Consider the following 25,901-nt stretch of genomic DNA (forward strand, 5'->3'; position numbering starts at 1 on the left):
GCCTCCTGATGCGGATCTGGGCATGAGTGCGTTCATTGCACGATGACCACGTCTTCGATATCGGTGCCGCCATTGGCGGACGTCACCCGAACCTTGGCCGGTGGAATCGGCGTGATGCCGGTCGACAGGGTTTTCTCTGCGCCGTTGCCACTCAGGGTGCCGATGGCGACACCGGTACCGGAGGTGGCGGTCAGCACCGGTGGCGAGGTTTCATCGCTGCTGGAGGCGACGACGGTGAGCGTGCTGTTGCTCAGGTTGTATTGGGCCTGCGTGATCACCACCAGATCGGTCAGCGGCATGGACCGCGTGGTCGGCGTGCTGGTGGGGATGGCGATCTGGTTATCGGCGGTCACCACCAGGTTGGCGGGCAAGGTCGGGTTGGTGGACGACTGCGCGTACCAGTGGCCGGTGGTGTCGGCCTCGGTCAGGTTCAGTACCGGGGTGTTGCTGTCCAGCTTGACGACGGCTGGTGGTGGCGGCGCCAGCACGAAGACGTCCTGTTGCGCCACCGGAGCACTGGCGCCGGCTTTGCGTGAGTAAGTGCTGCGCTCGGCAATCAGCGGGGTGGGGCGGGCCACGGTCGACAATTTGCCGGAGATGGCCATCACCGTGGTGCGCAGGTCCAGGCCGTTGGGCCCTTCGATGCGGATGTAGTTGGTGTTGAAGGGGCTGCCGGTGAAGGCCTCTTCCAGGTTCGGATCGCCGACAAATTGCTCGGCGGCACCGGTGGCCGGGTTGGTTTCGGTGTAGGGGCCGTTGAGGCTGCGCAGGAACGGACCGAGGTCACTCTTGAGCGCGCCGTCGTAGGTTTTTGGCGAGCCGATGCCGATGTCCCGGGTCATGTTGATCGCACGGCGGCCACCGGCGGGCACGTCGAAGATATCGACGCCGTAGGGGTGGGTGATGGTGTAGATGCCGGCGGTGGGTACATCGACCCGAATGCGGATACGGCCGAAACTGACCTGGTCGCCTTCTACCGGATCTTCTGCCGCGAAGGCGGCTTCCAGGGCGCTGACGTAGGTCAGGTCGATCCCGCGAGCGGCATCGACGATGGAGCCGTCGCCGGTGAACCAGAAGGCTTCATCGGGAAAATTGGTCGGGAAAACGATGGGCTGCGTGTCGTCGAAAATCCCGGGGTTGGGATTCAACAGGCACATGTAGGCCGGCGCGCCGGGCACCACCGGAGCCCTGGAACTGACAGCCTTGGTCAGGCACAGGTCGAGGGTTCGACCGTGGGAATCCTGATACCAGGCGGCGAAATTGCCGTTGGCTGGCACATAGGGGCCGGTGTCGACAGCAAACAGGGCGGCCTGGGCAGAGCCTTGGGCCAGTGCACTCACGATCAAGGCGATCGCGGTTTTGGACAGTAAAGGGTGCATGAGTTTTCCCTCTATCAAAGACCTGCCCCCTGGGGTTGGGTCAGTTGAGGGGGCTTCGGCAACTTCCATACCAAGAACGCAAAATTGCCAGCAGAGGCCCGTGGTTGCTGGCTGTCGGCAGGGAGAGGGACTGATGCGGCGCAGGGGAGAGCGGGCGAGTTTCCCCAGGATTGGGGGAAGGCTGGGGATGGGGAACCTTGATCTTTTTCCTGTGGGAGCGAGCCTGCTCGCGATGGCGGTCTATCAGTCGACATCAGTGGTGACAGACAGACCACCATCGCGAGCAGGCTCGCTCCCACAGAGGAACTGAAAACACATTCCCCATTCCCGGCACTTGACCCAACACCGGGCAAAAACGTGGCCATGGGCTATAACCAAAAGGGGGAGTCGTCGGGAAGTTCACCCATGAATATGCCAACACATACCCTCCGCAACGAGGAGGGTGATGTCCTTCTGCGCTCGCGCAAGCAGCCGTTCAATCTGCTGCGCTGGTTTTCGCTGATCAGCATGGCGGTGATCGGCACCGTGGCGATTGCGTTGGGCGCGGTGTCCACCAAGTTCGTGATTACCGAGAGCATCCAGCGCGATGCGCTGCTGACCTCGCAGTTCATTCAGGCGATTGCCTCGGCCGAAGTGCGCCACGTCTCGATTCCCCACGTGCGCACCATGGGGGACTTGCTCGACCCGCGCCAGGATCGCAACTTCCCGGAAATCGACCCGCTCGCCCGTGCCGATGCCCGGGGCGAATTCCTCGACCACATCGCGCACTTGCCCGACGTGATTCTGGCCAACATCTACGCCCCCGACCGCATGGTGATCTGGTCGACCAACCCGGCGCTGATGGGCACCACCATCGAGGCGGATGAAGACCTGGATCATGCGTTCGAATTCAAGACCCCGGTGTCGGCCAGTTACCACGACGTCGACGAGGCGCGCATGGAGCAGAAGTTCATCACGCCGCCGGAATACATCTTTATCGAGAACTACATTCCGCTGTTCGACGCCGAGGGCAAGAACGTCACGGCCATGGTCGAGATCTACAAGGAACCCAAGGACCTCATCGAGCGCATGGAGCGCGGCCTGGTGCTGATCTGGCTCGCCACGGCCCTGGGCGGCGGGCTGATTTACCTGGGCCTGTACTGGATCGTACGGCGCGCGGCGATTTTGCTGGCGGCGCAACAAAAGCAACTGATCACCAACGAAACCTTTGTCGCCTTGGGCGAGATGTCATCGGCGGTGGCCCACAGTTTGCGTAACCCGCTGGCCACCATCCGCTCCAGCGCCGAGCTGGCCCTGGAGTTCGACAGCGGCCCGGCGCACAAGAACATCAAGGACATCATCGGCCAGGTCGATCGCATGTCGAAGTGGGTGCGCGAATTGCTGCAATCGCTGCGGCCGCTGCAGGACGAGCCGGAATCGGTGAACCTGGTGGCGACCTTGCACGACAGCCTGTCGGCCTTCGAACAGCAGATCGCCAAAGCCGGCGTCAACGTGGTATTCGAGCCGCAGGAAACGCCCATGGTGCTCAGCCAGCCGATGCAGCTGGCGCAGATTCTCAACAGCCTGATCGCCAATGCGCTGGAAGCCATGGACAAGGACGGCACGTTGACCATCACCCTGCAAGCCAGCGACTCGCAAACCGTGGAAGTCTCGTTGTGTGACACCGGCAAAGGCATGAACGAAGAACAGCGCAGCATGGCGTTCCGGCCGTTTTTCACCACCAAGCAGGGCGGGCTTGGCGTCGGGCTGGTGCTGGTCAAGCGGATCATGGAGCGTTGTGGCGGCGCGGTACGCCTGGACAGTCGCGAGGGTGAGGGCACTTGTGTCCGTCTGTCGTTCAAACGATTCCCCTGAAAATGGGGATGAACTTTCCCCGTTAGCGGGTGTCATTCCCCAGCCCCAATCAGGGGGCATGGCACATTGATGTTGATAAGCCATTGTTTTACGAGGTATTAACACTTTCGTATTAAGTTGTTACAAATTTGGCCGGCTCCTTGCACCACCACCAGCACCCCCTTCATGACTACGAGGCGGCTGGTGATGAAAACGAAAGCGCGTTATCCCTTCAAATGGCTCCTGAAGCCCTTGGGCGTCGCCCTCACAATGGCACTGGGCACGGCAACGCTGCGTGCCAGCCCGATCGATGACGAGCGACAGCCAGAAACCTCGGACCCTTCGGCCTACTACGACGAGCCGGCCGACGAGCCTGCGGCGCTCAACGCCATCCTGACCATGCCTGAGGCCAACGAAGACTCCTTCGATCTGCCCGACGGCGTCAAAGGCACCCGCGATACCACCCGCCAGGAAAACATCCTGCCACCGCGGGTGCAGACCAGTTTCAACTATCCCACCAACGGCAAACCCAGCCCGTTGTTCGGCGCGCTGCCGTTTACCCAGCAACTGGTGCTGTTCGAAGAGTTCGGCCCGGAAAAACTCGACCCCACCACACCGGCGGCTCCGTTGCCGTTCCCGGCGGCCACCGTTGGCCCGTTGCCACAACAGGACCCCACCAGCGTGGCGCGCAGTGCCCCGCCCAGTGCGGCCCTCGACGCCTTCATGCGCCAGCCGGGGCTGACGCCGTTCCCCAGCCAGTTCTCCAACGTGGTGGACCGCAACCCGTGGCAGGCACAGATCGAGTACTTCCTCAACCGCCGCATCGGCTCGTCGGCCGAAGGGCGTCCACCGGGAAAAGGCTGGTCGCACCAGCGCTGGAACGAGTTCTACCCGCAGATGGCCTACAAGACCGTGCAGACCGGCGCGCGGCTCAACACCGGCTGGCGTGACAGCCATCAGATGCACGGCTATGCCGTGGGCGAGTTCGGCCCCGGTGGTCTCTATCACAACGTGGCGGGTATACCGGCCACCGACGGCACGGCCAAGGGCGTCGATGCGCGGATCCACCCGAACATGCCGGTGCAGAACCACAACTCGGTGTGGACCTTCGACGGCACCCTGCCGCCCAAGCTGTTGATGGTGCGTTACGGCCAGCCGGTGCTGATGCGCCACTACAACGGCCTGCCGATTGATCCGGCGGCCAACATGGGCTTCGGCCTGCACACCATCAGCACCCACGAGCACAACGGTCACGCCCCGGCGGAAAGCGACGGCTATGCCAACGCGTTCTTCTTCCCCGGCCAGTACTACGACTATCGCTGGCCGATCCAGCTGGCCGGTTACGACAGCATCAACACCAAGGCCGAAGACCCGCGCGCGGCGTTCCCCTGCGCACCGGGCGAAACCCTGTGGACCAACGACCTGACTCCCAGTCTCAAGACCTGCGACCACGGCACCATCAAGATTCGTGGCGACTGGCGCGAGACCATGAGCACCCACTGGTTCCACGACCACATGCTCGATTTCACCGCGCAGAACGTCTACAAGGGCAACGCGGCGATGATGAACTACTACAGCGCCCTGGACCGCGGCAATGAATCGGTGAACGACGGTGTCAACCTGCGCTTGCCCAGTGGCAGCGCCTTGCCGTGGGGTAACCGCGACTATGACGTCAACCTGCTGTTCGCCGACAAGGCCTGGGATCAGAGCGGCCAACTGTGGTTCAACCCGTTCAACACCGACGGCTTCCTCGGTGACCAGGTACTGGTCAACTGGCAGTGGAAACCGACCCTGGACGTGCGCGCCCGCAGCTACCGCTTCCGCATGCTCAACGGCTCGGTATCGCGCTATTTCAAACTGGCGCTGGTGCGGGAAATCAAGGGCACCAGTGGCGAATTCCAGGGCCCCAAAGGCTCGGGCGTGTCCTATGCACGGGTGCCGTTCCACATGATCGCCAACGACGGCAACATCATGGAACACGCCGTGCCGTTCGACGGCACCATGGACCTGGATGCCGACGGCGACAAACAGAACCACAACGCCATCCTGCCAACCCAGGGCATTGCCGAGCGCTTCGACATCATCGTCAACTTCGCGAAAAACGGCATCAAGCCGGGGGACAAGATCTTCTTCGTCAACCTGCTGGCCCATGACGACGGTAAAGGCCCGAAAGAGCCGATTTCCCTGGCGGACGTGCTGTCGGAGAAATACCTGGCGGTGATCAAGCAGACCAGCAAGGGGCCGCAGTGGGACAAGGGCGACCCGGCCATCGGCAAGGTCCTGCAACTCAACGTCAAGGCCTACACCGGCCAGGACCTGGCGATGGACCCGGCCGCGTATGAACCCGCCAAACCCGGCAAGGCCGAAGGCCTGGTGATGATCCCGCTGAAGATCCACCGCGACAACGCGGCTGACAAGCAACGCCTGGCTGCCGCTCGCCATCGCACCTTCACCTTCGGTCGTTCCGACGGCACCGATGAGGCTCCGTGGACGGTCAAGACCGACGGCGGGTTCGGCTTCCACATGGACCCTCGGCGCTTGAATGCCTCGACCCAGTTGAATTCCGGCCCGACCGATGCTGGCGCCGCAGGCTTCGGCACCCTGGAAGTGTGGAACATCAAGGCTGGCGGCAAGGGCTGGAGCCACCCGGTGCATGTGCACTTCGAGGAAGGCATCATCCTCAGTCGTGGCGGCAAGGCACCACCGGAATGGGAAAAATGGGCACGCAAGGACGTGTACCGCATCGGTTCGGAAAACGATGGCCTGGACAGCGTCGAAATGGCGATCAACTTCCGCGAATTCGCCGGGACCTACATGGAGCACTGTCACAACACCCAGCATGAGGACAACTCCATGCTGCTGCGCTGGGACCTGGAAAAACCCGGCCAACTGCAGTTGATGCCGACACCGCTGCCAAGCTGGGATGGCGTGCGCTACGTCAACTCCGCCGCGCTGCCAACCTTCCGTAATGGCGATGGCTTCGGCCCGCAAGTGCAGGTGAAAAAATGAACCGGGCGGGCGTCGACAGGACGCAGCCGACGCCACGCTCCCGGGCCCTGGGCATGCACCTGATCCTGATGCTGGTGACCTGTCTGCTGGCCACCCGCGTTCTGGTGGCCCACGACGGCGTGCTGGCGCCGACGCAATCGGCCACGCCCTGGGGCGGTGATTACTTCCCCAACACCCTGCTGACCGACCAGGACGGTCGGCAGGTGCGGTTCTTCGACGACCTGATCAAAGGCAAGGTGGTGGTGATCAATTTCATCTTCACCTCTTGCAGCGATTCATGTCCGCTGGAAACGGCGCGCCTGCGCCAGGTGCAAAAGCTGCTGGGGGACCGGGTGGGCAAGGACATTTTTTTCTACTCGATCAGCATCGACCCCTTGAGCGATACCCCCGAAGTGCTCAAGGCCTATTCACAACGTTTCAAGGTTGGGCCGGGCTGGCAGTTCCTGACCGGCGAGTTCGAGGCCGTCACCGATCTGCGCAAGAAGCTCGGGCTGTTCATCGAAGGCGTCGACAACGGCCGCAGCAAGGACCACAACCTGAGCCTGATCGTCGGCAACCAGGAAACCGGGCGCTGGATGAAAGCCTCACCGTTCGAGAACCCGTGGATCCTCGCCGACCAACTGGCCAACACCCTGCAGAACTGGAAGCAGGCCAGTGCCGAAGAAAGCTACGCCAATGCTCCCGAAATCCGCCCGCCGAGCAATGGCGAAGAATTGTTCCGTACCCGATGCGCGTCGTGCCACAGCCTCGGGCCCCAGGACGGGCAGGGTATCGGCATGCGCAGCATCGGCCCGGACCTGATCGGCGTGACTCGCCAGCGCGAGCCGGCCTGGCTCAATCGCTGGATTCGCGAGCCGGATCGCCTGCTGGCCGAGAAGGACCCGATCGCCACGCAGTTGTTCGAGCGTTATGAGCGAATTCCGATGCCCAACTTGCGCCTGGATGAGCAGTCGGCGCAGTCGATCATCGACTTTTTGCAGGAGGAAACCGAACGACAGCAACCGTTGCAGGCCGCCCAGGTGCAATAGCGGCTAAATACAATCATTGAGGCCGTCGGTTTCGATCAATGCCACCTACACTGATTCGAAACACCACGGGAAATGCCTTACGTCGCGACCAGGACTCCACCCATGCAGATACTCGACCCACCACCAGTACCTGCGTTGCCGACCACGCCAGCCGAAGAAGGCTTGGGCTTGCGGGGACAATTCAATCTGCTGCGCTGGTTTTCCCTGGGCAGCTTCCTGATCATCGCCGGGGTGGCGCTGGCGCTGGGCTACATTTCCACGCGTTTCGTGGTGGAGGAGAGCATCGAGCGTGATTCCATGCTCACCGCGCAGTTCGTCCAAGCCATCGGCGCCGCCGAAATCCGCCATGCCTCGATCTCGCCGACCCGGACCATCGGCGAAATGCTCGACCCGCGCCAGGATGACGATGATCCTGACCTGACGGCGCAGGCCCGGGCCTCTTCCCGTGGCGAATTTCTCGATCATGTCGAGCATCTGCCCGACCTGCTGCTGGCCACCGTGTACGCCCTGGACCGTACCGTGGTCTGGTCGACCAACCCGGAGCTGATCGGGGTGCGCATTGCTGATGACGATGAGCTGGACGAGTCCTTCGAAATGAAGGAACCGGTGTCCACCAGTTACCACGAAATTGATGAGGAACGCCCCGAGCAGCGCCTGCTGCGTGAGCCCGAATACCTGTTCATCGAGAACTACATCCCGATGTTCAACGCCGATAAAAGCAAAGTGATTGCGATGGTGGAGATCTACAAGGAGCCGGCGGACCTGGTGGCGAGCATCCAGCGCGGCTTCAAGACCATCTGGTTTGCCACGCTGCTGGGCGGCGCCGCGATTTATCTGGGGCTGTTCTGGATCGTCTGGCGCGCGGCCAAGCTGCTGGAGAGCCAGCAGAAGCAACTGATCAGCAACGAAACCTTCGTCGCCCTGGGGGAAATGTCCTCGGCGGTGGCCCACAGCCTGCGCAACCCACTGGCGAACATCCGTTCCAGCGCCGAGCTGGCCCAGGAAATCGCCAGCCACGGTGCGCAGAAGAACATTGGCGACATCATCAGCCAGGTCGATCGCATGTCGCGTTGGGTGCGCGAGTTGCTGGTGTCGTTGCGCCCCGTCAATGACGATGACGAAACGGTGGATCTGGTGGCCGCCATCGACGACACCCTGAGCGCCTTCGAAGCGCTGATCAAGCGCTGTGGCGTCGAAGTGCGCTTTACGTCGATGGCCTGCACACCGGTCGTCAGCCAACAGGTGCTGCTGACGCAAATTCTCAATAGCCTGTTCGCTAACGCCCTGGAGGCGATGCCCAAGGGCGGCGTGCTGAGCATCGACATCGAATCGCAACATCCCGGCCATTTGCGCATGACCCTGAGCGACACCGGCAAGGGCATGAGCCGGCAACAACAGCAAATGGTTTTCAAACCGTTTTTCACCACCAAACAAGGTGGCCTGGGCGTCGGCCTGGCCCTGGTCAAAAGAATAATGGAGCGCTTTGAAGGCTCGGTCGAACTGACCAGCCAGGAGCAGGAAGGAACCCGCGTCAGTCTCAATTTTAAAGTGGCAACGGGAGAGGATCATGGAGCACAGCATTCTACTGGTCGAGGATGACGAACTCCTCGCCGAGAATATCCAGACGTACCTGGAGCGCAGGGACTTCGAGGTGACGGTCTGCCATTCGGCTGAAGAGGCGCTGGACCAGATGCGCACGTTTGCCCCCGACGTGGTGCTCACCGACAACTCGCTGCCGGGCATGAGCGGTCACGACCTGATCCAGAAGCTGCGCATCAGCGCGCCGGATCTGAAAGTGATCATGATGACCGGCTACGGCAATGTCGAAGACGCCGTGGTGGCAATGAAGGAAGGTGCTTTTCACTACGTGACCAAACCGGTGGCGCTGCCCGAACTCAAGCTGATGCTCGACAAGGCCCTGGCCACTGACCGGATGGAACGTACCCTGTCGTTCTACCAGGAGCGCGAAGCGCAGAAGTCGGGAGTGCAAGCCTTGATCGGTGAATCAGCGCCCATGCAGCACCTGAAAAACACCATTGGCCAGTTGCTCGACGCCGAACGGCGCATGACCAATGGTGATCTGCCCCCGGTGCTGGTCGAAGGCGAAACCGGCACCGGCAAGGAACTGGTGGCCCGCGCCCTGCATTTCGACGGGCCACGCAGCAAGGGCCCGTTCATTGAATTCAACTGTGCCTCGATCCCCTCCAACCTGCTGGAGTCGGAACTGTTCGGCCATGAGAAGGGCGCGTTCACCGACGCCAAGGACCGCCGGGTCGGGCTGGTCGAAGCGGCGGATGGCGGCACCCTGTTTCTCGATGAAGTGGGGGAGATGGACCTGCTGCTGCAGGCCAAGCTGCTGAAACTGCTGGAAGACCGCACCATTCGCCGGGTGGGGTCGGTCAAGGAGCGCAAGGTCGACCTGCGGGTGATCAGCGCCACCAACTGCAACCTCGAACAGATGGTCCAGCAGGGCAAGTTCCGCCGCGACCTGTTCTTCCGTCTGCGCATCATCTCGATCAAGGTGCCACGCCTGTATGCCCGAGGCGAAGACATCCTGTTGCTGGCCCGGCATTTCCTGGCCCTGCACGGCAAACGTTATGGCAAGCCGCACCTGCATTTCAGCGACCAGGCCGAAGAGCTGATGCTCAGCTACAGCTGGCCGGGCAACGTGCGCGAGTTGCGCAACATGCTGGAACAGACCGTCTTGCTCGCCCAGAGCGACACCATCGCCGCGCACCAGTTGAACGTGTGCATGAGCCTGGTGGATGAACCGCTGGTGATGCCGGAGATGCCCCACAGCGAACCTCGCCCGGTGTACAGCGCCAGCAGCGAGTCGATGAACCTGCCGGAAGTGGAGCGCGACATGGTGCGCAAGATGCTCGACAAGACCGACTGGAACGTCACCAAGTCCGCGCGCCTGCTGGGCTTGAGCCGGGACATGCTGCGTTACCGGATCGAAAAGCTCGGCCTGGCACGTCCGGACAAACGTCAGTGGTAAACCGTCATCGCCTTCTGGCTGATACAGGTCAGCAGGCAACCGGGGTCGACGACTTCCTGGTTGACGTAGACCCCGCGCTCGGCGTCGTAGGTGCGGATGAACACCCGCACGGTGGCGTCGGCGACTGTCGGCAGGCGTGAATCGGAAAATTCATGCTGGCTGGAAATCGGGATGAAATCCTGCGGCGCCGTGGGAATGTACGAGCCCGGCGGCACCGTGCTCAGGCTCGGTGGCACCGGGTGAGCGAACGGCTGATCGGCGCCGTAGTAGTTGAACTCGCTGCTGTACTCGGACGTCGGTGGCAGGCTGTCGTCCGCGTGGGCGGCGAGGGTGGTGGTCAGGCCGAGGGCGAACAACAGCATCAGATCGGTGTGTTTCATGGCTGCACCTGCGAAATCGGTTTTCCCGCATGTCCCCAAGGCCATTAACTATAGCTGCCGGGCGTGGCGGCTGCCGGTTTACAACATTGCTACAAACGCCACATGGGGTTGTCGTCAGCGCTGATCTAGACTCGGTCCGGTTCAACAACTGCCCATTCTGGAGCGTGCAATGGAAATGCCGTCAAACCAATCAGCCATCGCCAGCAACCGCGATGCCTGGAACGACTCTGCCCGACATCACAAGGAAAACCCCGAATGGCTGTCCCTGCTGGAACAGGTGACCCAGGCCGATTTTTCCTGCCTCGACGACACCCTGTGCACGGTGCTGCAACAGGTGGGTGTCGAGGGCAAGGCCGTGGTGCAACTGGGCTGCAACAACGGCCGCGAGAGCCTGTCGCTGTTTGCGCTGGGCGCGGATAGCGTGGTGGGGGTGGACCAGTCGGCGGCGTTTCTCGAACAGGCTCGGGAGCTTGCGGCCCGCTCGCCGCACCCGGCCCGGTTCATCGAGGCCGACATCCATCACCTGCCGGATGAACTGCGCGAGCGCTTCGATGTGGCCCTGATCACCATCGGCGTATTGGGCTGGATGCCGGATGTTGGCGAGTTCTTCCGTCACGTTGCAAGCGTCCTCAAGCCCGGTGGCGTGCTGGTGGTGTACGAAACCCATCCGTTCCTGGAAATGTTCGACCCCGAGGCCGCCGACCCTTATCGCCTGGACAGCTCCTACTTTCGCCGCGAGCCGTTCGTGCAAAACCAGCCGATCGTCTACGAAGGCAAGGTCGATCAACCGGCGGCGACGTCCTACTGGTTCGTCCACACCCTGGGCGACCTCTTCACCGCCGCCATCGCGGCGGGCCTGCAGATCAGCCATTTCCAGGAATATCCGCATTCCAACCGTGAAGAGCTGTATGACCGATATCAGCAACAGACCGCGCAATTGCCGATGTGTTTTACCTGGGTGGCGGTGAAACACCTGTAGGAGCGAGCTTGCTCGCGATGGGCGTGAACGATAACGCTGACTGTCTGGAGGGCCGCGGTGCCTGATCCGCCATCGCGAGCAATCGAGCGTCGACCGGCTGCTCCTACAGGGGATCTGCTTTAGGAAAGCCCTTGTGTTTACTGGGGAGAGGAAGGCGAGACGGTGTATTCAGATTGCTGAATGATTTCCGAATGGCCTGGTTGTGCGCGCAAGTCGATTCCAAGTGCATGGACGACTTTCAACACGGTCTCGAAACGGGGCTTGGCACCGGGCGCGAACGCTTTGCACAGGCTCTCGCGCCCCATGCCTGATTCCTTGGCAATCTGTGTCATGCCGCGAGCCTTCACCACGTAGCCGATAGCCCGGAGAAACTCCTCGTTATCGCCGTCTGCCAGTACCTGGGACAGGTATTCGCTGATGGCTTCATCGCTGTCCAGCAGCGCTGCCATATCAAATGCAGTCAAAGTCTGGCTCATGGCTAAACCTCCTTGGCCAATTTTTTTGCACGCCTAATGTCAGCGGCTTGCGAGGATTTGTCGCCACCGGCAAGCAGTACAATGACAATGTTATTGCGCAGCGTGAAGTAGACCCGATAGCCGGCACCGATGTCCACGCGCATTTCGGAAACGCCTTCACCTACCGATTTCACATCGCCAAGGTTTCCTGTTGTTGCTCGGTCTATGCGTCGAGCGATTGCCATCTTTGCCCGTAAATCACGGACAGAGGAATGCCATGTCGCGAAATGGGTGGTTTGTTGAATGAGATAATTCATCAAACGACTGTATCCATTTGGGCATTTGCACACAGTCAGTCGGTTCTGTGGTCGGGCGGTGTTTTTCTTTTTATTTTCGTAGGGCTATCCGTTGCCCGCCGCACAAATGCTGCAATGGATTACGTGATCTGGTTAACCCTCTGACACCTGTAGGAGCGAGCATGCTCGCTCCTACAGGGGATCTGCGCCATCCGCCGATCTCATGAACACCACGGTACCTGTAGGAGCGAGCTTGCTCGCGATGGAGGTAAACGATGACGAGGGCTGTTTGGCTGCCTGCGGCGTCTCGGTCACCATCACGTCACTGGAGGCAATATCAGAAAACTGCCAGTCACCGCCCATCCCCGTTATCCTGTGCCCACACTTTCCAAAGGTCATCCCCATGCTTGAGGTCCAGGGTGTCTTCAAAAGCTATGCCACAGCGCAAGGTCCATTGCCGGTGTTGCAGGGGATCGACCTGAGGCTAAAACCCGGCAGCAGTTTGGCGCTGATGGGGGAATCGGGCAGTGGCAAGAGCACCTTGCTGCACCTGATCGCCGGGCTGGACAAGGTCGACCGCGGCAGCATTCGCAGTGGCGAGCATCGGCTCGAGCAGATGAGCGAAGGGCAGCTCGCCGATTGGCGGCGCACGGAAATCGGCCTGGTGTTCCAGCAGTTCAACCTCATCGGCAGTTTGCGCGTGGAGGATAACCTGGCCTTCCAGGCGCGATTGGCGGGGCGCTTCGATGAGCGCTGGCAGGCGCATCTGGTCAGGCGATTGGGCCTGGGGGATGTGCTGCGCCGCTACCCGGAGCAATTGTCCGGTGGCCAGCAACAGCGGGTCGCCCTGGGACGCGCATTGGCAGCACAACCCAAGTTGCTGCTGGCCGATGAGCCCACGGGCAGCCTCGATGAAGCCACCAGCGATGAAGTCTTGAAGTTGTTGCTGGAACTGCTTGAAGACAGCCCGACCACCTTGTTGATGGTCACCCACAGCCCGAGCGTCGCTGCGCGACTGGGGGAAAAAGTGGTGCTGCACCGTGGTCGTCTGGTTGGCGCGGACGATCGCTGAGGTGCGGATTTTTTACCAGACGCTACGGGCACTGCTCAGCCATTGGCGGCGGCATCCGGTGCAACTGTTCAGCGTGCTGACCGGGCTGTGGCTCGCCACGGGGCTGCTGACCGGTGTGCAGGCGCTGAACAGTCAGGCGCGGGACAGTTATGCCCGGGCCAGCCAGATGATCGGCGGCGAACCCCAGGCCAGTCTCAGTGCGCCCGGCGGCGGGACGTTTTCCCAGAATGTGTTCATCGAGCTGCGACGGATGGGCTGGCCGGTGTCGCCGGTCTTGCAGGGGCGGGTGACGCTCAAGGGCCATGAGGATCAGCGTCTGCAACTGATGGGGATCGAGCCGGTGTCGTTGCCGGCCGGCTCTGCGGTAGCGGGGCAAACCATGGCGATCGAGCGGATTGTCGAATTTTTCAGCCCGCCGGGCGCGACCTGGATTTCGCCGCAAACCCTGCAGGCCCTGGGGCTCAGGGAAGGGGAACGACCTGCCAGCGTGAACGGTGTGTCGCTGCCACCCCTTCAGGTGCAAGCCGACATGGCCCCCGGCGTATTGCTGGTGGACATCGGCTTTGCCCAGCAGATTCTCCAACTGCCGGAGCAGTTGTCGCGACTGCTGTTGCCCAAGGACTTCACCTCAGCCTTGCCGGATCAGTTCAAGGGCCAACTGCAACTCAAAAGCAGCGGCGAGGAGAACAACCTGTCGCGGCTCACCGAGAGCTTTCACCTGAACCTCGATGCCCTGGGGTTTCTTTCTTTTGTCGTGGGTTTGTTCATCGTCCATGCGGCGATCGGGCTGGCCCTCGAACAACGCCGCGGCTTGCTCCGGACCCTGCGTGCCTGCGGCGTCAGCGCGCGCCGCTTGATCATTTGCCTGGCTGTCGAACTGGGTATTCTGGCGCTGATCGGCGGTATCGCCGGTGTGGTCAGCGGCTACCTGTTGGCCAGCGTGCTGTTGCCGGATGTCGCCGCCAGCCTGCGCGGGTTGTATGGCGCCGAAGTGCCGGGGCAGCTGAGCCTGAGCCCGTGGTGGTGGCTCAGCGGAGTCGGCCTGGGGCTGTTCGGCGCATTGCTGGCCGGAGCGAACAGCCTGTTGCGTGCGGCACGCTTGTCGTTGCTGGCGCTGGCCGATCCGCAAGCCTGGCATCAGGCGCATGCGCGCTGGTTGCGGCGTCAGGGTTGGGTTGCAACGCTGGCCGGCGTGATCGCACTTCTGGCGTTGGCTTTCGGCAACAGTCTGGCCAGTGGTTTCGTGCTGATGGCGTCGTTGCTGATCGGTGCCGCGCTGGCATTGCCGGTGGTGCTCAATGGGTTGCTCAACATGCTGTTGCAGCGCCGTCGCTCAGTGCTCGGCCAATGGTTTCTCGCCGATTGCCGCCAGCAATTGCCGGCGCTGAGCCTGGCGTTGATGGCGCTGCTGCTGGCACTGGCCGCGAACATCGGCGCGGGTAGCATGACCGCGGGTTTTCGCCAGACCTTCAACGACTGGCTCGAGCAGCGGCTGACCGCCGAACTGTACGTCAACCCGCAAAACCCGGCGCAGTCCCGGGAGTTGTTCACCTGGCTCAAACAACAGCCATCGGTCTCGGCGGTGCTGCCCAACTGGCAGGTGACGATCCAGTTGCAGGGCTGGCCGGCGGATGTGTTCGGCGTGATCGACCACCCGAGCTATCGCCAGCATTGGCCGTTGCTCGAAGCCCTCGGTGATAATCCCTGGAAGCGGCTGGCCGAGGACGACACCCTGATGCTCAGCGAGCAACTGGCCCGGCGCCTCGACGTCCGTCTGGGTGAACACCTGACGCTGCCCACGCCGACCGGTCCGTGGTCGCCGCGCATCGTCGGTATCTATGCCGATTATGGCAATCCCAAGGGGCACATCCTGGTCAACGCCGATCACCTGCTGCGCGGCTGGCCGCAACTGACGCCCAATCGCTTCAACCTGCGTATCGAGCCGGCTTTGATACCTGCGTTCCTCAACACCTTACAGGCCCGTTTCAGCCTCGACGACAGCCGCATCGTTGACCAGGCGCGACTCAAGGGCTGGTCCACCCAGGTGTTCGAACGCACGTTCGCGGCCACGGCCGCGTTGAACAGCCTGACCCTCGGTGTTGCTGGCGTGGCGCTGTTCATCAGTCTGCTGACCCAGAGCCAGAGCCGTCTTGGCCAACTCGCACCCCTGTGGGCGCTGGGCGTGACGCGCCGCCAGTTGATGTTGCTCAACCTCGGGCAAACCTGGCTGCTGGCGGTATTGACGCTGGTGCTGGCGTTACCGCTGGGCATCGCGCTGGCATGGTGCCTGGACGCCGTGATCAACGTGCAGGCCTTCGGCTGGCGCCTGCCATTGCGCGTGTTTCCATTGCAACTGATGCAGTTGATGGGGCTGGCCCTGTTGGCGACCCTGCTGGCGTCGGCGTGGCCGCTGTATTCCCTGTATCGCACGCAACCGGCGGACCTGCTGAGGACCTTTGCCCATGAGGATTAAGCTCGCGGTGGTGGGGTTGCTGATGCTGCTGGTGAGCGGCTGCGATGATTCTAAACCTGAGGAAAAAGGCTTTGCGGGCCTGGGGGGTGAAGCCGCCGCCTTCACCCAGGTGGTGCCGGGGCGCACGTTCAGTTTTCCTGCCGATCACGGCGTCCATGAGGGCTTTCGCATCGAGTGGTGGTATGTCACCGCCAACCTCAAGGACGATCAGGGGCAGGAGTTCGGTGTGCAATGGACGCTGTTTCGCAGTGCGTTGAAAGCCACGCCGGAAGTGGCCGGGTGGGGCGCCCAGACCATCTGGCTCGGCCACGCCGCAGTGACCTCGGCGACCGCGCACCACGCTGCCGAACGTTATGCCCGCGGTGGCGTCGGCCAGGCCGGGGTGACCGTGCAGCCCTTCAATGCCTGGATCGACGACTGGCAGTTCAGTAGCCAGGCAGAAGGGCTGGACGATCTGCAACTCAGAGCTCGGGGCAAGGGATTCAGCTATGCGCTGACACTGGCGACCAGCCATGCACCGGTCTTGCAGGGCGACCAGGGCTTCAGCCAGAAATCCGAACAGGGCCAGGCGTCGTACTACTACAGCCAACCGTTCTTCCAGGCCAGCGGCACCCTGGAAATCGACGGCAAGGCCTATCAGGTCAGTGGCCCGGCATGGCTCGACCGTGAATGGAGCAGCCAGCCCCTGACCGCCAATCAGAGCGGTTGGGACTGGTTTTCCCTGCACCTGGACAGCGGTGAACAGGTCATGTTGTACCGTATGCGCCAGCACGAGGGCGAACCTTACCTCACCGGCACCTGGATCGATGCGCAGGGGCACACCGAGCTGTTGCACGGCGCTGAAATCAGCCTCACACCGCAAGGTTACGAGACCGTCGCCGGGCGCTCGATGCCGGTGCGTTGGTCCATCAGGATTCCCGCCAAACAACTCGACCTGACCACCACGGCGCTGAACCCCAAGGCCTGGATGGACCTGCGGATTCCCTATTGGGAAGGGCCCGTGCGCTTGAATGGCAGCCATGCGGGGCAGGGGTATCTGGAAATGACCGGTTATTGAGGTGGAACTCTCGGCTGCGCGACGACCTCCTAATTCAACAGTGCCAGCACTTGGAGAACAGCCGTGAACACTCGATCCCCCGATACCGCGAAGCATCCTGACGAGCCGCGTCCACCTGGAGAAGTCGAGCGTGATAATGATGCGCTGCGTCCGACCGATCCGAACCGGCGCAAGGAAAATGCAAAAGGCACTGCCAGTGGCGAATCTACCGCACAGGAAACTGCGGGTAATCGCTGAATATTGCCTTGCGTGAATGTTGAAATAAGTGCTGGAGCAGTAGCTCTATAACTTTCGATAGTTCTTGTACATCTTTTGTACAGGATATTTGAACGTTATGACCGAACTGGTGGGTTTAGCACGTGTATGTAAATCAATTTTTTGATGACAATTAATTAATGCTCGATAAATTTGATGTTAATGGCGCGGACATAGCACCAGTGTTCCATTAAAATACCCGCCGTTCGCCCAGTGGAGGGCTCTTTACCGGTGCATGGATTGCCAAGGCTATTACACTGGGCGAACACCTTTCCCGCCGGTATTTTCCGAGAATGATTCTCGCGAAGCGTTTATCCCTTATGTTCACAGTGACCAAAAAAAATGCGCACTATTTTGCGCAAAATGGTTGTGTGCTTGATTTAAGGGAAGTGGGCGTGCGCAGAGGGATATATATATGATATCGGCCAGTATGACTGGCCGATGATAGCGAATGGATAGCGGGAGTTAGTTTTTCGGTACGCGCCAATCATCTTCGCCGGTGGTTCCACTAATCAAGTGGTCCCAATAAATTTTGCGATAGCTGAATTGCAATTCTTCCACATGGGAGTATTGCGACTTGGTCGCGTCCTGGCAGTCGTACATGATGTTGGTCATGGACACGAGGATCGCGTCCTCCAATGTCGTGGTGTAGTACTTGAGACGACCACCTTCTGCTGTGGGACGATACCAATTGATCACCACTTCGGTGAGCAGTTCGCCTTCGGCCAGGGCGACTTGCAGAAGCGGCGAGGACCTGTCGAAAGTCTTGGTGACCACGAACGGATTGTGCACCCGTTGACCTGTTGGTTGGCCGGATTGTGGGTCATACGGGATGATGATGTTATGGCGGACAGATTGAATCATGACCTCGTCCTCATGACCCCTTTGATAGTTCTGGCCAACCGATTCGAAGGTCGAGGCATTCTCGGTGATCAGTAATTGTTTCTTGCCAACAATGGACATGTACGCAGGTATTGCCATGGATTCTCTCCCTGAATAAGTGAGGACTCCCCGGACGATATCGCCCGTCGGGGAGCATCACGGTTATCAAGGTCCATGCCAGGCCGACCGAAATCCCCTTGAATCAAGACGTTGAGCTGATTGCTCCCGCGTAGCGGGCATTCCAGGCGACGATCAGTCGCGAAATACGTGCAATAACCTGCGCAGCCTTTAACAACTTCTTGCACACTGCTTGGCGGGTCAGTCCAGCCCGGACATCTGTGGCGAAACCGAGCCTCTCGCGGGATTGCGCGTGCAGTTTGTTGCGCACCGAGACGGCAGGCCATCAGTGCGCTGATCCGCTGCAACGAACTGCGCTGCCGGGTGGTCGAATTCAGCGCCGAACACATTCCCCGAATTCAAGGAGCGCGACATGAAAATCCTGATGGTTTTGACGTCCCACGATCAATTGGGTGACACGGGTAAGAAAACCGGCTTCTGGCTGGAGGAATTTGCCGCACCGTACTTCGCGTTCAAGGACGCCGGCGCGCAACTGACGCTGGTTTCGCCCAAGGGCGGCCAGCCGCCGCTGGACCCCAAAAGCGATGAACCGGATGCCCAGACTGCGGCCACGGACCGCTTCCGCAAGGACTCGGCGGCCCAGTCCGCGCTGGCGTCCACCGCGTTATTGAGCAGTGTGCGGGCCGACGATTACGATGCGGTCTTCTATCCGGGCGGCCATGGCCCGCTGTGGGATCTGGCTGAAGACAAGGCTTCGATCGCATTGATTGAAGCGTTGTACAAGGCGGGCAAGCCAGTGGCGATGGTTTGTCATGCGCCGGGTGTGTTGCGGCATGTGAAGGGGACGGACGGCCAGCCGCTGGTCAAGGGCAAGCGGGTGACGGGCTTCACCAACTCCGAGGAGGACGCGGTGCAATTGACCCATGTGGTGCCATTTCTGGTGGAGGACATGCTCAAGGACAAAGGCGGGATCTACTCCAAGGCCGCTGACTGGGCAAGTTACGTGGTCGAGGACGGATTACTGCTCACCGGCCAGAACCCGGCCTCGTCCGAAGCAACGGCCGAGGCCCTGCTGGCAAAACTCAAATAACCCTGCCCCTGTAGGAGCGAGCTTGCTCGCGATGGTAGCCCAGGCACCGCAGCTATCCAGGCAGCCCGCATTATCGTTCATGACCATCGCGAGCAAGCTCGCTCCTACAAAGGGCCGGTGATCATCCTGTAGGAGCGAGCTTGCTCGCGATGGTAGCCCAGGCACCGCGGGCATCCAGGTCGCCCTGCGTTATCGTTGACGACCATCGCGAGCAAGCTCGCTCCTACAGGATTTGCGGTGATCTGTGTGGGAGCGGGCTTGCCCGCGATAGCGCTGTGTCAGATGTTCCGCGTCATCTTGACGCCCATCGCGACGGTTCGACGCCTCGACGGGCTCGCTCCCACAAAGGGGCCGGTGATCATCCTGGGTGGCGAGGGTGTCAGGGCTTCAGACCCAATACGGCAAAGCACTCCTCGATCGAGCGCTGCTGGGTTTCGGCGTACAAGCCCAACTCATCGAGCGTCGCTCGGCCGAGGGCTTTTTCGAACGCCTGTTGGTTGGAGTGCTGGCCATAATGGGCCTGCGCCGCATCCCCCAGGTTCGATTGAAAAATGCCCGCCGCACTGACAGGCAGGAAGTCCTCGTACACCAGCGGTTCCGCCCTGACATAGCCACTGTTCAGCAGCTCATTCAGGGACACTTGCCGACGTTCGCCTGAGGCCAGGCCTTTTTCCGTGACCACATAGCGAAAATACGCCAGCTCCTGTTGGCGCATGCCCTCGAAGGTGTCAGGGAATTCGCCAAAGTGTTGCGTCATCAGCGCGTTGTAGCGGGCGGCATTGCCTTCGTTGGGGAACTCCTTGAGTTCGTCGCGGGCGGCGTTGAGCAAACGGTCGTACAGCGCTCGCCCCTTGGGCGTGAGGGCGGCGCCACGTTGTTCGATTTCGCCGAAGCGGGCGCTGTGGCTGCCCTGGCTGTCAGGGTGGTCGGTGAACGCGACAGGCTCGTCCAGCGCCTTGAAACTGGTCTGGCGCAGCAGGATCGGGCATTGGCGGCGAGGCGGGCCCTCGATCACCGCCTTGGGGGTGATGCCGTGCGCCGGCATCTGCGCCTGAACGATGTCGATGTCCAGCGTGCGCGGTGTCAGGTGGTTGATGTGCGGCCCCTTGAACGCCACCACGTCGGCGATCAACCGATGCTGGGCGCTGAGTTGGCGGTACTGCTCGGCGGTCACCGTGGCACTTTCATGCCAGCGGAAGGTTTCCAGGGCCTGCTGCACGAACGTCTCGGCCTGCTCTTCCGTCAAGCCCCCCTGCGACTCGGCGTGCTCGATCAGGCTCAGCGCCATCGGCGTGAAGATCGAGCGTTCATCCAGCACCGATTGGGCGAAGGCGCGCAGTTGCGCATCTTCGATCAGTTCCAGGCGAAGCAACGAGGTGAACACCCGGAACGGGCTGACTTGCAGCGCATCTTCATGTACCGCGCGGAACGCCGTGGAGTGCACCGGCACACCGGCTGGCGTGAGGTCGTAATAACCGACTGGCTGCATGCCCATGACGGCGAAGAGGCGGGCGAGGGTCGCCAGTTCTGTTGCGGTACCCACGCGGATGGCGCCGTGGCGCTCCATGTCCAGGCGCTGGATTTCACCGGTGTTGGCCAACTGCCGGGCGATCTGCGGTTGGTTGTCCAGCACGTGGCGGTTGGTCTGCTCCACCAGCTCCATCAGCGCGCCATACAGCGGCACTTCTTTGCGGTACATGTCGGACATCGCTTTGGAGAAGCGTTGGCGGATCAGGTCAGGGCTGACAAAGTTAGGGTGGCTCATGCAGGAGTTCCAGGCACGGTGACGGGAAGGTTGGATGAAAAGATCGCAGCCTTGCGCGACACCGGCAAACGAAGAATCTTATGGACTTCATTCTGCAAAGGACTGATCGCCTAATGCATGCGCTGATCCTGCGGGCTCTCCAGGCGCTGGGATGCCAAAAACTCCCGATACAGGCGGGCCGAACCTGACGGCGCCTCGACCATCGGCATATGCCCGACACCCTCCCAGATCTCCACCCGCAGGTCTTCGATGCCCTTGCTCCAGATCGCCACGCTGCTGACGTCGATCAAACGGTCCTTGCGCCCCCAGAGCAACAGCGCCGGGCATTTGATGTCGGCCAGTTTCGGTTCCATGGGCGGGCTGGCACGAAAATCCCGGAAGATTTCCTCCAGCTCATCGCGCGATTGTTCATAACGCTGGGCGATGGCGTCCAGCACCACCCCGGGCACCCATGGCGGCTCAGCCATGGTCATGGCGTAAAACTGGCGGAATTCTTCACGGGAGTTGATCAGAAACGGGTTGTGCCCATTGGCCAGATGGCGTTCCAGGTCACTGGCCTCGGGGGCGGTGACCCCCGCCGGGTCGATCAGCGCGACCGAGGCGATGCGGTCCGGGTAAGTCGCCGCCAGCCACGCGGCCATGAAGCCGCCCATCGAGTTGCCGATCACATGCACCTTCTCAACGCCGCAGACATCAAGCAACTGGATCATCCGCTTGCACTGCAAGGGAATGTCGTAACCGCCGCCCTCCTTGAACCCGGTTTCGCCATGGCCGGCGATGTCGGGAATGATCACCCGGTAAGTACCGACAAAGTGCCGGGCAAAGCGCAGCCAGATGTTCTTGTCGGCGCTGTAGCCATGCAGCATCAGCACGCTGCTCGACGCTTCGTAGGGCCCGCCTTGCCAGGTAGAGACGGTCATTTCGGCGATGGGCACGACAATTTTGTGCAGCCGGTACAACTTGGCTTCGGCCGCCATGTTCAGGTCATAGAGCCAGTAACCGATGGCCGGGTAGCTCAACCAGCTCCAGGCGATGAAAACCGCGATGACGACAACCAACAAAAGCATCAGGCGTCTCCCTTCTTTCTGGTCAAGACAGGATGTGGTCGGCCGGTTTCAGTGCCCGGGTCAGCTGGTAGTAGCTGAAACTGAACCCTGGAAACATGGCGATCACATGCCCGCTCTTGCTTTGATACCAGCTGTGGCAGCCTCCGGACTTCCATACCGTGCGCTGCATTTCCCGGTGGATCATTTCAGTGTAGGTACGTTCTGCCTCAGGGCGAACTTCGATGCTGCGCAAACCCTGTTTTTTCAAGGTGCGGATGCAGTCGATGATGTAGTTCATCTGTGATTCGATGATGAACAACGCCGATGTGTGGCCAATACCGGTGTTGGGCCCGGTGACGATAAACAGGTTGGGGAAGTCCGGCAGGCTGGTGCCAAGGTAGGCGCGGGGGTAGGTTGCCCAGAAGTCGCGCAGTTGCTTGCCGTTCTTTCCGCTGACCGGGTAGGAAATCACCCCGTCAGTGGCGTCGTACCCGGTGGACCAGACGATCAGGTCGACGTCGAGGTGCTGGCCATCGGTGGTGTTGATGCCGGTTTCGTCGATGGACGCGATGCCTTGTTCACGGCTGTGCAGCGTGACGTTGGGGCGGGCGAGGGCCGGGTAGAGGGTGCTGGAGACGATGACCCGCTTGCAGCCGATGGCGTAGTCCGGGGTCAGTTTGCGCCGCAGCTCCGGGTCCGGCACTTGCCGCTTGAGAAAGCGCAGCGCGTGCTGCTGGACCATGCGAATCGCCGGTTTCGAGTACTTGAAGGCAATCACCCGGGTTTCGAACTGCCAGTAGATCTTCCACCGCAGCAGCTTGTACGCCGGTTTCAGGCCGAGCAGCCAGCGCTGTATGGGGCCGAAGGTGCGGTCGGCCCGGGGCAGCACCCAATGGGCCGAGCGCTGGAACACATGCAAGTGCTCGACGTCCGGGGCAATGGTCGGGATCACCTGGGCGGCGCTGGCGCCGCTGCCAACGATGGCGACGCGCTTGTGTCGGTAGTCGTAGGTGTGATCCCAGCTATTCGTATGAAAGGTCTTGCCCTTGAAGCGCTCGACGCCTTCGAAGTGTGGGATGACGGGCTGGCTCAACGGTCCTGTGGCATTGATCAGGAACTGGGCGCGGAAGATGCCCCTTGCCGTGTACACCGCCCATTGCCTGGCATCCGCGTCCCATTCGACGCGTTCGACATTTGCATTGAGCTCGACCTTGTCCCGCAGCCCGAAGCGTTCCACCACATGTTGGGTGTAGCGATGCAATTCCGCCTGCCCGGCGAACATCTGCGTCCAGCGATAGGGGGCGAAGGACAGCGAATACAGCGGCGAAGGGACATCGACCGCTGCGCCGGGGTAGGTGTTCTGGCACCAGGTCCCGCCGAAAAAATCGCGCCGCTCCAGCAGGCAAAAATCATCAATGCCGGCCTTGAGCAAATTGATCGCCGCGCACTGCCCGCCGAAACCGCTGCCGATGATCAACACCTGGAAAGTCTGCATGGGCGTCCTTTAGGGGGTTTGGTTTTGATTTTCCCCCTTCATGTATAGCCAAACATTTTGCAGGTGTGGCGCGGCAATAGCGTGATATTCAGCATGCCGCATAGCTCGCCACGCGGGCTTGAATTCCCTTTTATCTGTAGGAGCGAGCTTGCTCGCGATGGTCTTAAGGGCGCCGCAGGGTGTCAGGTACTCCCGCGTCATCGTTGACGATCATCGCGAGCAAGCTCGCTCCTACAGGGGAAGGGGTGCTGAGTTTTATTCCTTCACGCTCATGAATTCTTCCGCGAAGCGGATGTATTCCTCGGGCTGCGTGTAGGTGTGGGTCAGTTCCGTTGCGCTCAGGTCCGAGGCCTGGGTGAAGATCTGCCGTTGTTCGCGCAGGCTGTCGTAAGTCGCCTTGATGGCCGCGAAGTACGCACCGTGCCCGTCGATGACCACGCGCACGCCCAGTTCCGCCAGGCGATTGTCGTCGCGCAGCAGCGGGTTGCCATAGGTGACCAGCATCAGCGGCACGCTCAGGTGCTCGGCAATCTGTTCCAGATGATCGAAGTCACGCACGCCGACCATGCAAATGCCGTCCGCACCGGCGTTCTGGTACTGCCGGGTACGGCTGATGACTTCCTGCACCGGCAGGATGCCGGCGTTGGTGCGGGCGACGATGGCCATCTCGGTATCGACCCGGGCTTCCAGCGCGGCGCGGATCTTGCCGACGCCTTCGGCGACGCCGATCAGGTCGGTGGATTTGCGGCCGAATTGCGCCGGCAGCAGGGTGTCCTCGATGGTCAGGGCGGCCACGCCGGCGCGCTCCAGCTCGACGATGGTGCGCATCACGTTGAGCGCGTTGCCATAGCCGTGGTCAGCGTCGGCGATGAACGGCAATTGGGCGACGCGGCCGATGCGGGTGGCCTGCTCGGCGAATTCAGTGAGGGTGATCAGGGCGAAGTCGGGGGCGCCCAGTACCTGCAACGAGGCCACCGACCCCCCGAGAATCCCGACCTCGAAACCCAGGTCGGCAGCGATGCGCGCGGACATCGGGTCGAACACCGATGCGGTGTGATAGCACTTGTTGGAAGCGAACAGTTCACGGAAGTTGCGGCGCAAATCTTGATGGGAAAGCCTGGACATATAAGTTCCACCAATACAAAGGAATGGAAAGGCTTGAGCAAGAGTGTCAACGCCGAAGACGCAAAAGGCTATCACGCCGCGGGGGCAATTATGATGACGAATTTGTCGGACTTTTCATTTTCACTCCTCCCCGTGGCAACGGGGCACGGCTTCAGGCGGCCACGGCCTGCTGTTGCTGACACAGCAACGGCACCGCGCGAACCGAGTCCCCCGGCTGCAATTGCAGGCGTTTGGCGGTGAGTCGATCGACCATCAGGCTGCTACCCACTCGCCTGGCGGGAGCGGCGGTGATACGGCAGTTTTCCAGGCGGCGATTGTGGATCAACCAGGTTGGCGCCTGGTCGTCCGGCACGCCGATGGCCAGCAGCAGCGCCTGGCTATCCCGTACGCTGCGGATTTTCGACAGCGGCGCCTCGATGACCGGGCCGGCGTCGAAGATGTCGATGTAGCCTTGGTGGGTAAACCCTTCGGCCGTGAGGATCTTCATCGCCGGTTCGGTGTTGGGGTGTGCCTTGCCGATCACCGCCTGGGCCTGTTCGGTGAGCAGGCAGGTGTAAAGCGGTTGGCGGGGCATCAGCTCGGCGATCAGCGCTTTGCTGCCCAGGCCCGACAGGTGATGGGCGTGGCTGAAGTCCATCTTGAAGAAGTGCCGGCCCAGGCTGTCCCAGAATGGCGAGCAGCCTTGTTCATCGGCGCTGCCGCGCAGTTCCGCGATGATTTTCTCGCCGAACAGTTCGGCGAACTCCGCCACGAACAGCAGGCGTCCCAGCGACAGTAACCGGCCGTTGCTGCCCTGGCGCTGGTCGGGTTGCAGGAACAGCGAGCCCATTTCCGATTGACCGGTCATTTCGTTGTTGAGGAACAGTGTCGGGATCTGCCGCTGAATGCCCAGGTCGGGTGAAGAGCTGACGGTCAGCCCGAGTCGATAGTTGTACCAGGGCTCGCGCAACCCGATGGCCCCGGTCAGGGCACTGATGCCCACGACCTGCTGATCGTCGTCTTCGAGCACGAACAGGTAATCGGCGTCCGCGCGCTCGATCTGCCCGGCGAAGGTCCTCTGTGTCCAGCGCAGACGATGGGCCAGGCGTTCCTCATTGTCGGGCAGGGTGGTCGATCCCGGACCCGCCTGCCGCGCCAACGCCAGCAGCGCAGGGAGATCGGTGGTTTGAGCCGCACGCACGATCATGAAACACCCGCCTCTGCGGT

At 61.4% G+C, this 25,901-nt stretch carries 22 protein-coding genes; 11 read left to right on the forward strand and 11 right to left on the reverse strand.

All coding sequences use genetic code 11. The annotated features are described in order from the left end of the window. Positions 1 to 32: 32 nt before the first annotated feature. A complete protein-coding gene (locus ABVN20_RS03135; protein WP_368554020.1) occupies positions 33 to 1,379 on the reverse strand; it encodes a hypothetical protein in 1,347 nt (448 codons plus the stop codon). Between the two features lie 405 nt (positions 1,380 to 1,784). Between ABVN20_RS03135 and ABVN20_RS03140 the strand changes: the two genes are divergently transcribed. The 5 genes from ABVN20_RS03140 (at position 1,785) to ABVN20_RS03160 (ending at position 10,247) form a co-directional block, all read left to right on the forward strand. Continuing rightward, a complete protein-coding gene (locus ABVN20_RS03140; RefSeq protein ID WP_368554022.1) occupies positions 1,785 to 3,233 on the forward strand; it encodes a sensor histidine kinase in 1,449 nt (482 codons plus the stop codon). A 186-nt stretch (positions 3,234 to 3,419) separates the two neighbouring features. Continuing rightward, positions 3,420 to 6,221 carry a multicopper oxidase domain-containing protein gene (locus ABVN20_RS03145; RefSeq protein WP_368554024.1) on the forward strand — a complete coding sequence of 934 codons (2,802 nt, stop codon included), beginning with the start codon at positions 3,420 to 3,422 and terminating at the stop codon, positions 6,219 to 6,221. After that, complete coding sequence (locus tag ABVN20_RS03150) at positions 6,218 to 7,249, forward strand: SCO family protein (RefSeq protein ID WP_368554026.1); 1,032 nt, start codon at positions 6,218 to 6,220, stop codon at positions 7,247 to 7,249. The genes ABVN20_RS03145 and ABVN20_RS03150 overlap by 4 nt, the downstream gene beginning before the upstream one ends. Before the next feature lie 102 nt (positions 7,250 to 7,351). Continuing rightward, entirely contained in the window at positions 7,352 to 8,848 is a 1,497-nt protein-coding gene (locus ABVN20_RS03155; protein WP_368554028.1) for a sensor histidine kinase, read from the forward strand. Further along, positions 8,817 to 10,247 carry a sigma-54-dependent transcriptional regulator gene (locus ABVN20_RS03160; RefSeq protein WP_368554030.1) on the forward strand — a complete coding sequence of 477 codons (1,431 nt, stop codon included), beginning with the start codon at positions 8,817 to 8,819 and terminating at the stop codon, positions 10,245 to 10,247. The genes ABVN20_RS03155 and ABVN20_RS03160 overlap by 32 nt, the downstream gene beginning before the upstream one ends. Here the strand turns inward: ABVN20_RS03160 and ABVN20_RS03165 are convergent. Further along, the gene (locus ABVN20_RS03165) at positions 10,238 to 10,627 is read right to left on the reverse strand and encodes a hypothetical protein (protein WP_368554032.1); all 390 of its coding nucleotides are present in this window, start codon (positions 10,625 to 10,627) and stop codon (positions 10,238 to 10,240) included. The two genes, ABVN20_RS03160 and ABVN20_RS03165, sit on opposite strands and share 10 nt — an antisense overlap. A gap of 169 nt (positions 10,628 to 10,796) precedes the next feature. On the opposite strand from ABVN20_RS03165, the gene ABVN20_RS03170 reads away from it, so the two are divergent. Further along, positions 10,797 to 11,606 carry a class I SAM-dependent methyltransferase gene (locus tag ABVN20_RS03170; RefSeq protein ID WP_368554034.1) on the forward strand — a complete coding sequence of 270 codons (810 nt, stop codon included), beginning with the start codon at positions 10,797 to 10,799 and terminating at the stop codon, positions 11,604 to 11,606. A gap of 137 nt (positions 11,607 to 11,743) precedes the next feature. Here the strand turns inward: ABVN20_RS03170 and ABVN20_RS03175 are convergent, their stop codons facing one another. From ABVN20_RS03175 to ABVN20_RS03185, 3 genes are all read right to left on the reverse strand, one after another. After that, on the reverse strand, positions 11,744 to 12,082 hold the full coding sequence (locus ABVN20_RS03175) for an addiction module antidote protein (RefSeq protein WP_368554036.1): 339 nt from the start codon (positions 12,080 to 12,082) through the stop codon (positions 11,744 to 11,746). Between the two features lie 2 nt (positions 12,083 to 12,084). Next, positions 12,085 to 12,378: a type II toxin-antitoxin system RelE/ParE family toxin gene (locus tag ABVN20_RS03180; protein ID WP_368554038.1), complete on the reverse strand. Its 294-nt coding sequence runs from the start codon at positions 12,376 to 12,378 to the stop codon at positions 12,085 to 12,087. A gap of 171 nt (positions 12,379 to 12,549) precedes the next feature. Then, positions 12,550 to 12,720 (reverse strand): hypothetical protein, encoded by a 171-nt coding sequence (locus ABVN20_RS03185; protein WP_368554040.1) that lies wholly within the window; start codon positions 12,718 to 12,720, stop codon positions 12,550 to 12,552. Between the two features lie 40 nt (positions 12,721 to 12,760). Between ABVN20_RS03185 and ABVN20_RS03190 the strand changes: the two genes are divergently transcribed. The 4 genes from ABVN20_RS03190 to ABVN20_RS03205 all read left to right on the forward strand — a co-directional run bounded on the left by ABVN20_RS03190 (position 12,761) and on the right by ABVN20_RS03205 (position 17,196). Further along, positions 12,761 to 13,429, forward strand: a complete 669-nt coding sequence (locus ABVN20_RS03190) for an ABC transporter ATP-binding protein (protein WP_368554042.1) — start codon at positions 12,761 to 12,763, stop codon at positions 13,427 to 13,429. Position 13,430: 1 nt separating this feature from the next. Beyond that, the gene (locus ABVN20_RS03195) at positions 13,431 to 15,902 is read left to right on the forward strand and encodes an FtsX-like permease family protein (protein WP_368554554.1); all 2,472 of its coding nucleotides are present in this window, start codon (positions 13,431 to 13,433) and stop codon (positions 15,900 to 15,902) included. Continuing rightward, on the forward strand, positions 15,892 to 16,959 hold the full coding sequence (locus ABVN20_RS03200; RefSeq protein ID WP_368554044.1) for a lipocalin-like domain-containing protein: 1,068 nt from the start codon (positions 15,892 to 15,894) through the stop codon (positions 16,957 to 16,959). The genes ABVN20_RS03195 and ABVN20_RS03200 overlap by 11 nt, the downstream gene beginning before the upstream one ends. Before the next feature lie 63 nt (positions 16,960 to 17,022). Further along, positions 17,023 to 17,196 (forward strand): hypothetical protein, encoded by a 174-nt coding sequence (locus ABVN20_RS03205; protein WP_368554045.1) that lies wholly within the window; start codon positions 17,023 to 17,025, stop codon positions 17,194 to 17,196. A gap of 483 nt (positions 17,197 to 17,679) precedes the next feature. On the opposite strand, the gene ABVN20_RS03210 is transcribed toward ABVN20_RS03205, so the two are convergent. Further along, positions 17,680 to 18,195 carry an Hcp family type VI secretion system effector gene (locus ABVN20_RS03210; protein ID WP_368554046.1) on the reverse strand — a complete coding sequence of 172 codons (516 nt, stop codon included), beginning with the start codon at positions 18,193 to 18,195 and terminating at the stop codon, positions 17,680 to 17,682. A 391-nt stretch (positions 18,196 to 18,586) separates the two neighbouring features. On the opposite strand from ABVN20_RS03210, the gene ABVN20_RS03215 reads away from it, so the two are divergent. Beyond that, the gene (locus tag ABVN20_RS03215) at positions 18,587 to 19,264 is read left to right on the forward strand and encodes a type 1 glutamine amidotransferase domain-containing protein (RefSeq protein ID WP_368554047.1); all 678 of its coding nucleotides are present in this window, start codon (positions 18,587 to 18,589) and stop codon (positions 19,262 to 19,264) included. A 379-nt stretch (positions 19,265 to 19,643) separates the two neighbouring features. Here the strand turns inward: ABVN20_RS03215 and ABVN20_RS03220 are convergent, their stop codons facing one another. The 5 genes from ABVN20_RS03220 to astA form a co-directional block, all read right to left on the reverse strand. Continuing rightward, positions 19,644 to 21,029: a VOC family protein gene (locus tag ABVN20_RS03220; RefSeq protein WP_368554048.1), complete on the reverse strand. Its 1,386-nt coding sequence runs from the start codon at positions 21,027 to 21,029 to the stop codon at positions 19,644 to 19,646. Between the two features lie 110 nt (positions 21,030 to 21,139). Next, positions 21,140 to 22,096 carry an alpha/beta fold hydrolase gene (locus ABVN20_RS03225; RefSeq protein ID WP_368554049.1) on the reverse strand — a complete coding sequence of 319 codons (957 nt, stop codon included), beginning with the start codon at positions 22,094 to 22,096 and terminating at the stop codon, positions 21,140 to 21,142. Positions 22,097 to 22,118: 22 nt separating this feature from the next. Then, positions 22,119 to 23,570, reverse strand: a complete 1,452-nt coding sequence (locus ABVN20_RS03230; protein WP_368554050.1) for a flavin-containing monooxygenase — start codon at positions 23,568 to 23,570, stop codon at positions 22,119 to 22,121. Between the two features lie 255 nt (positions 23,571 to 23,825). Continuing rightward, entirely contained in the window at positions 23,826 to 24,695 is an 870-nt protein-coding gene (locus tag ABVN20_RS03235; RefSeq protein ID WP_368554051.1) for an oxaloacetate decarboxylase, read from the reverse strand. Between the two features lie 151 nt (positions 24,696 to 24,846). Further along, positions 24,847 to 25,881 carry an arginine N-succinyltransferase gene (gene astA / locus ABVN20_RS03240; protein ID WP_368554052.1) on the reverse strand — a complete coding sequence of 345 codons (1,035 nt, stop codon included), beginning with the start codon at positions 25,879 to 25,881 and terminating at the stop codon, positions 24,847 to 24,849. Positions 25,882 to 25,901 lie beyond the last annotated feature (20 nt).

This window comes from Pseudomonas sp. MYb118 (genome assembly GCF_040947875.1).
GTDB lineage: Bacteria > Pseudomonadota > Gammaproteobacteria > Pseudomonadales > Pseudomonadaceae > Aquipseudomonas.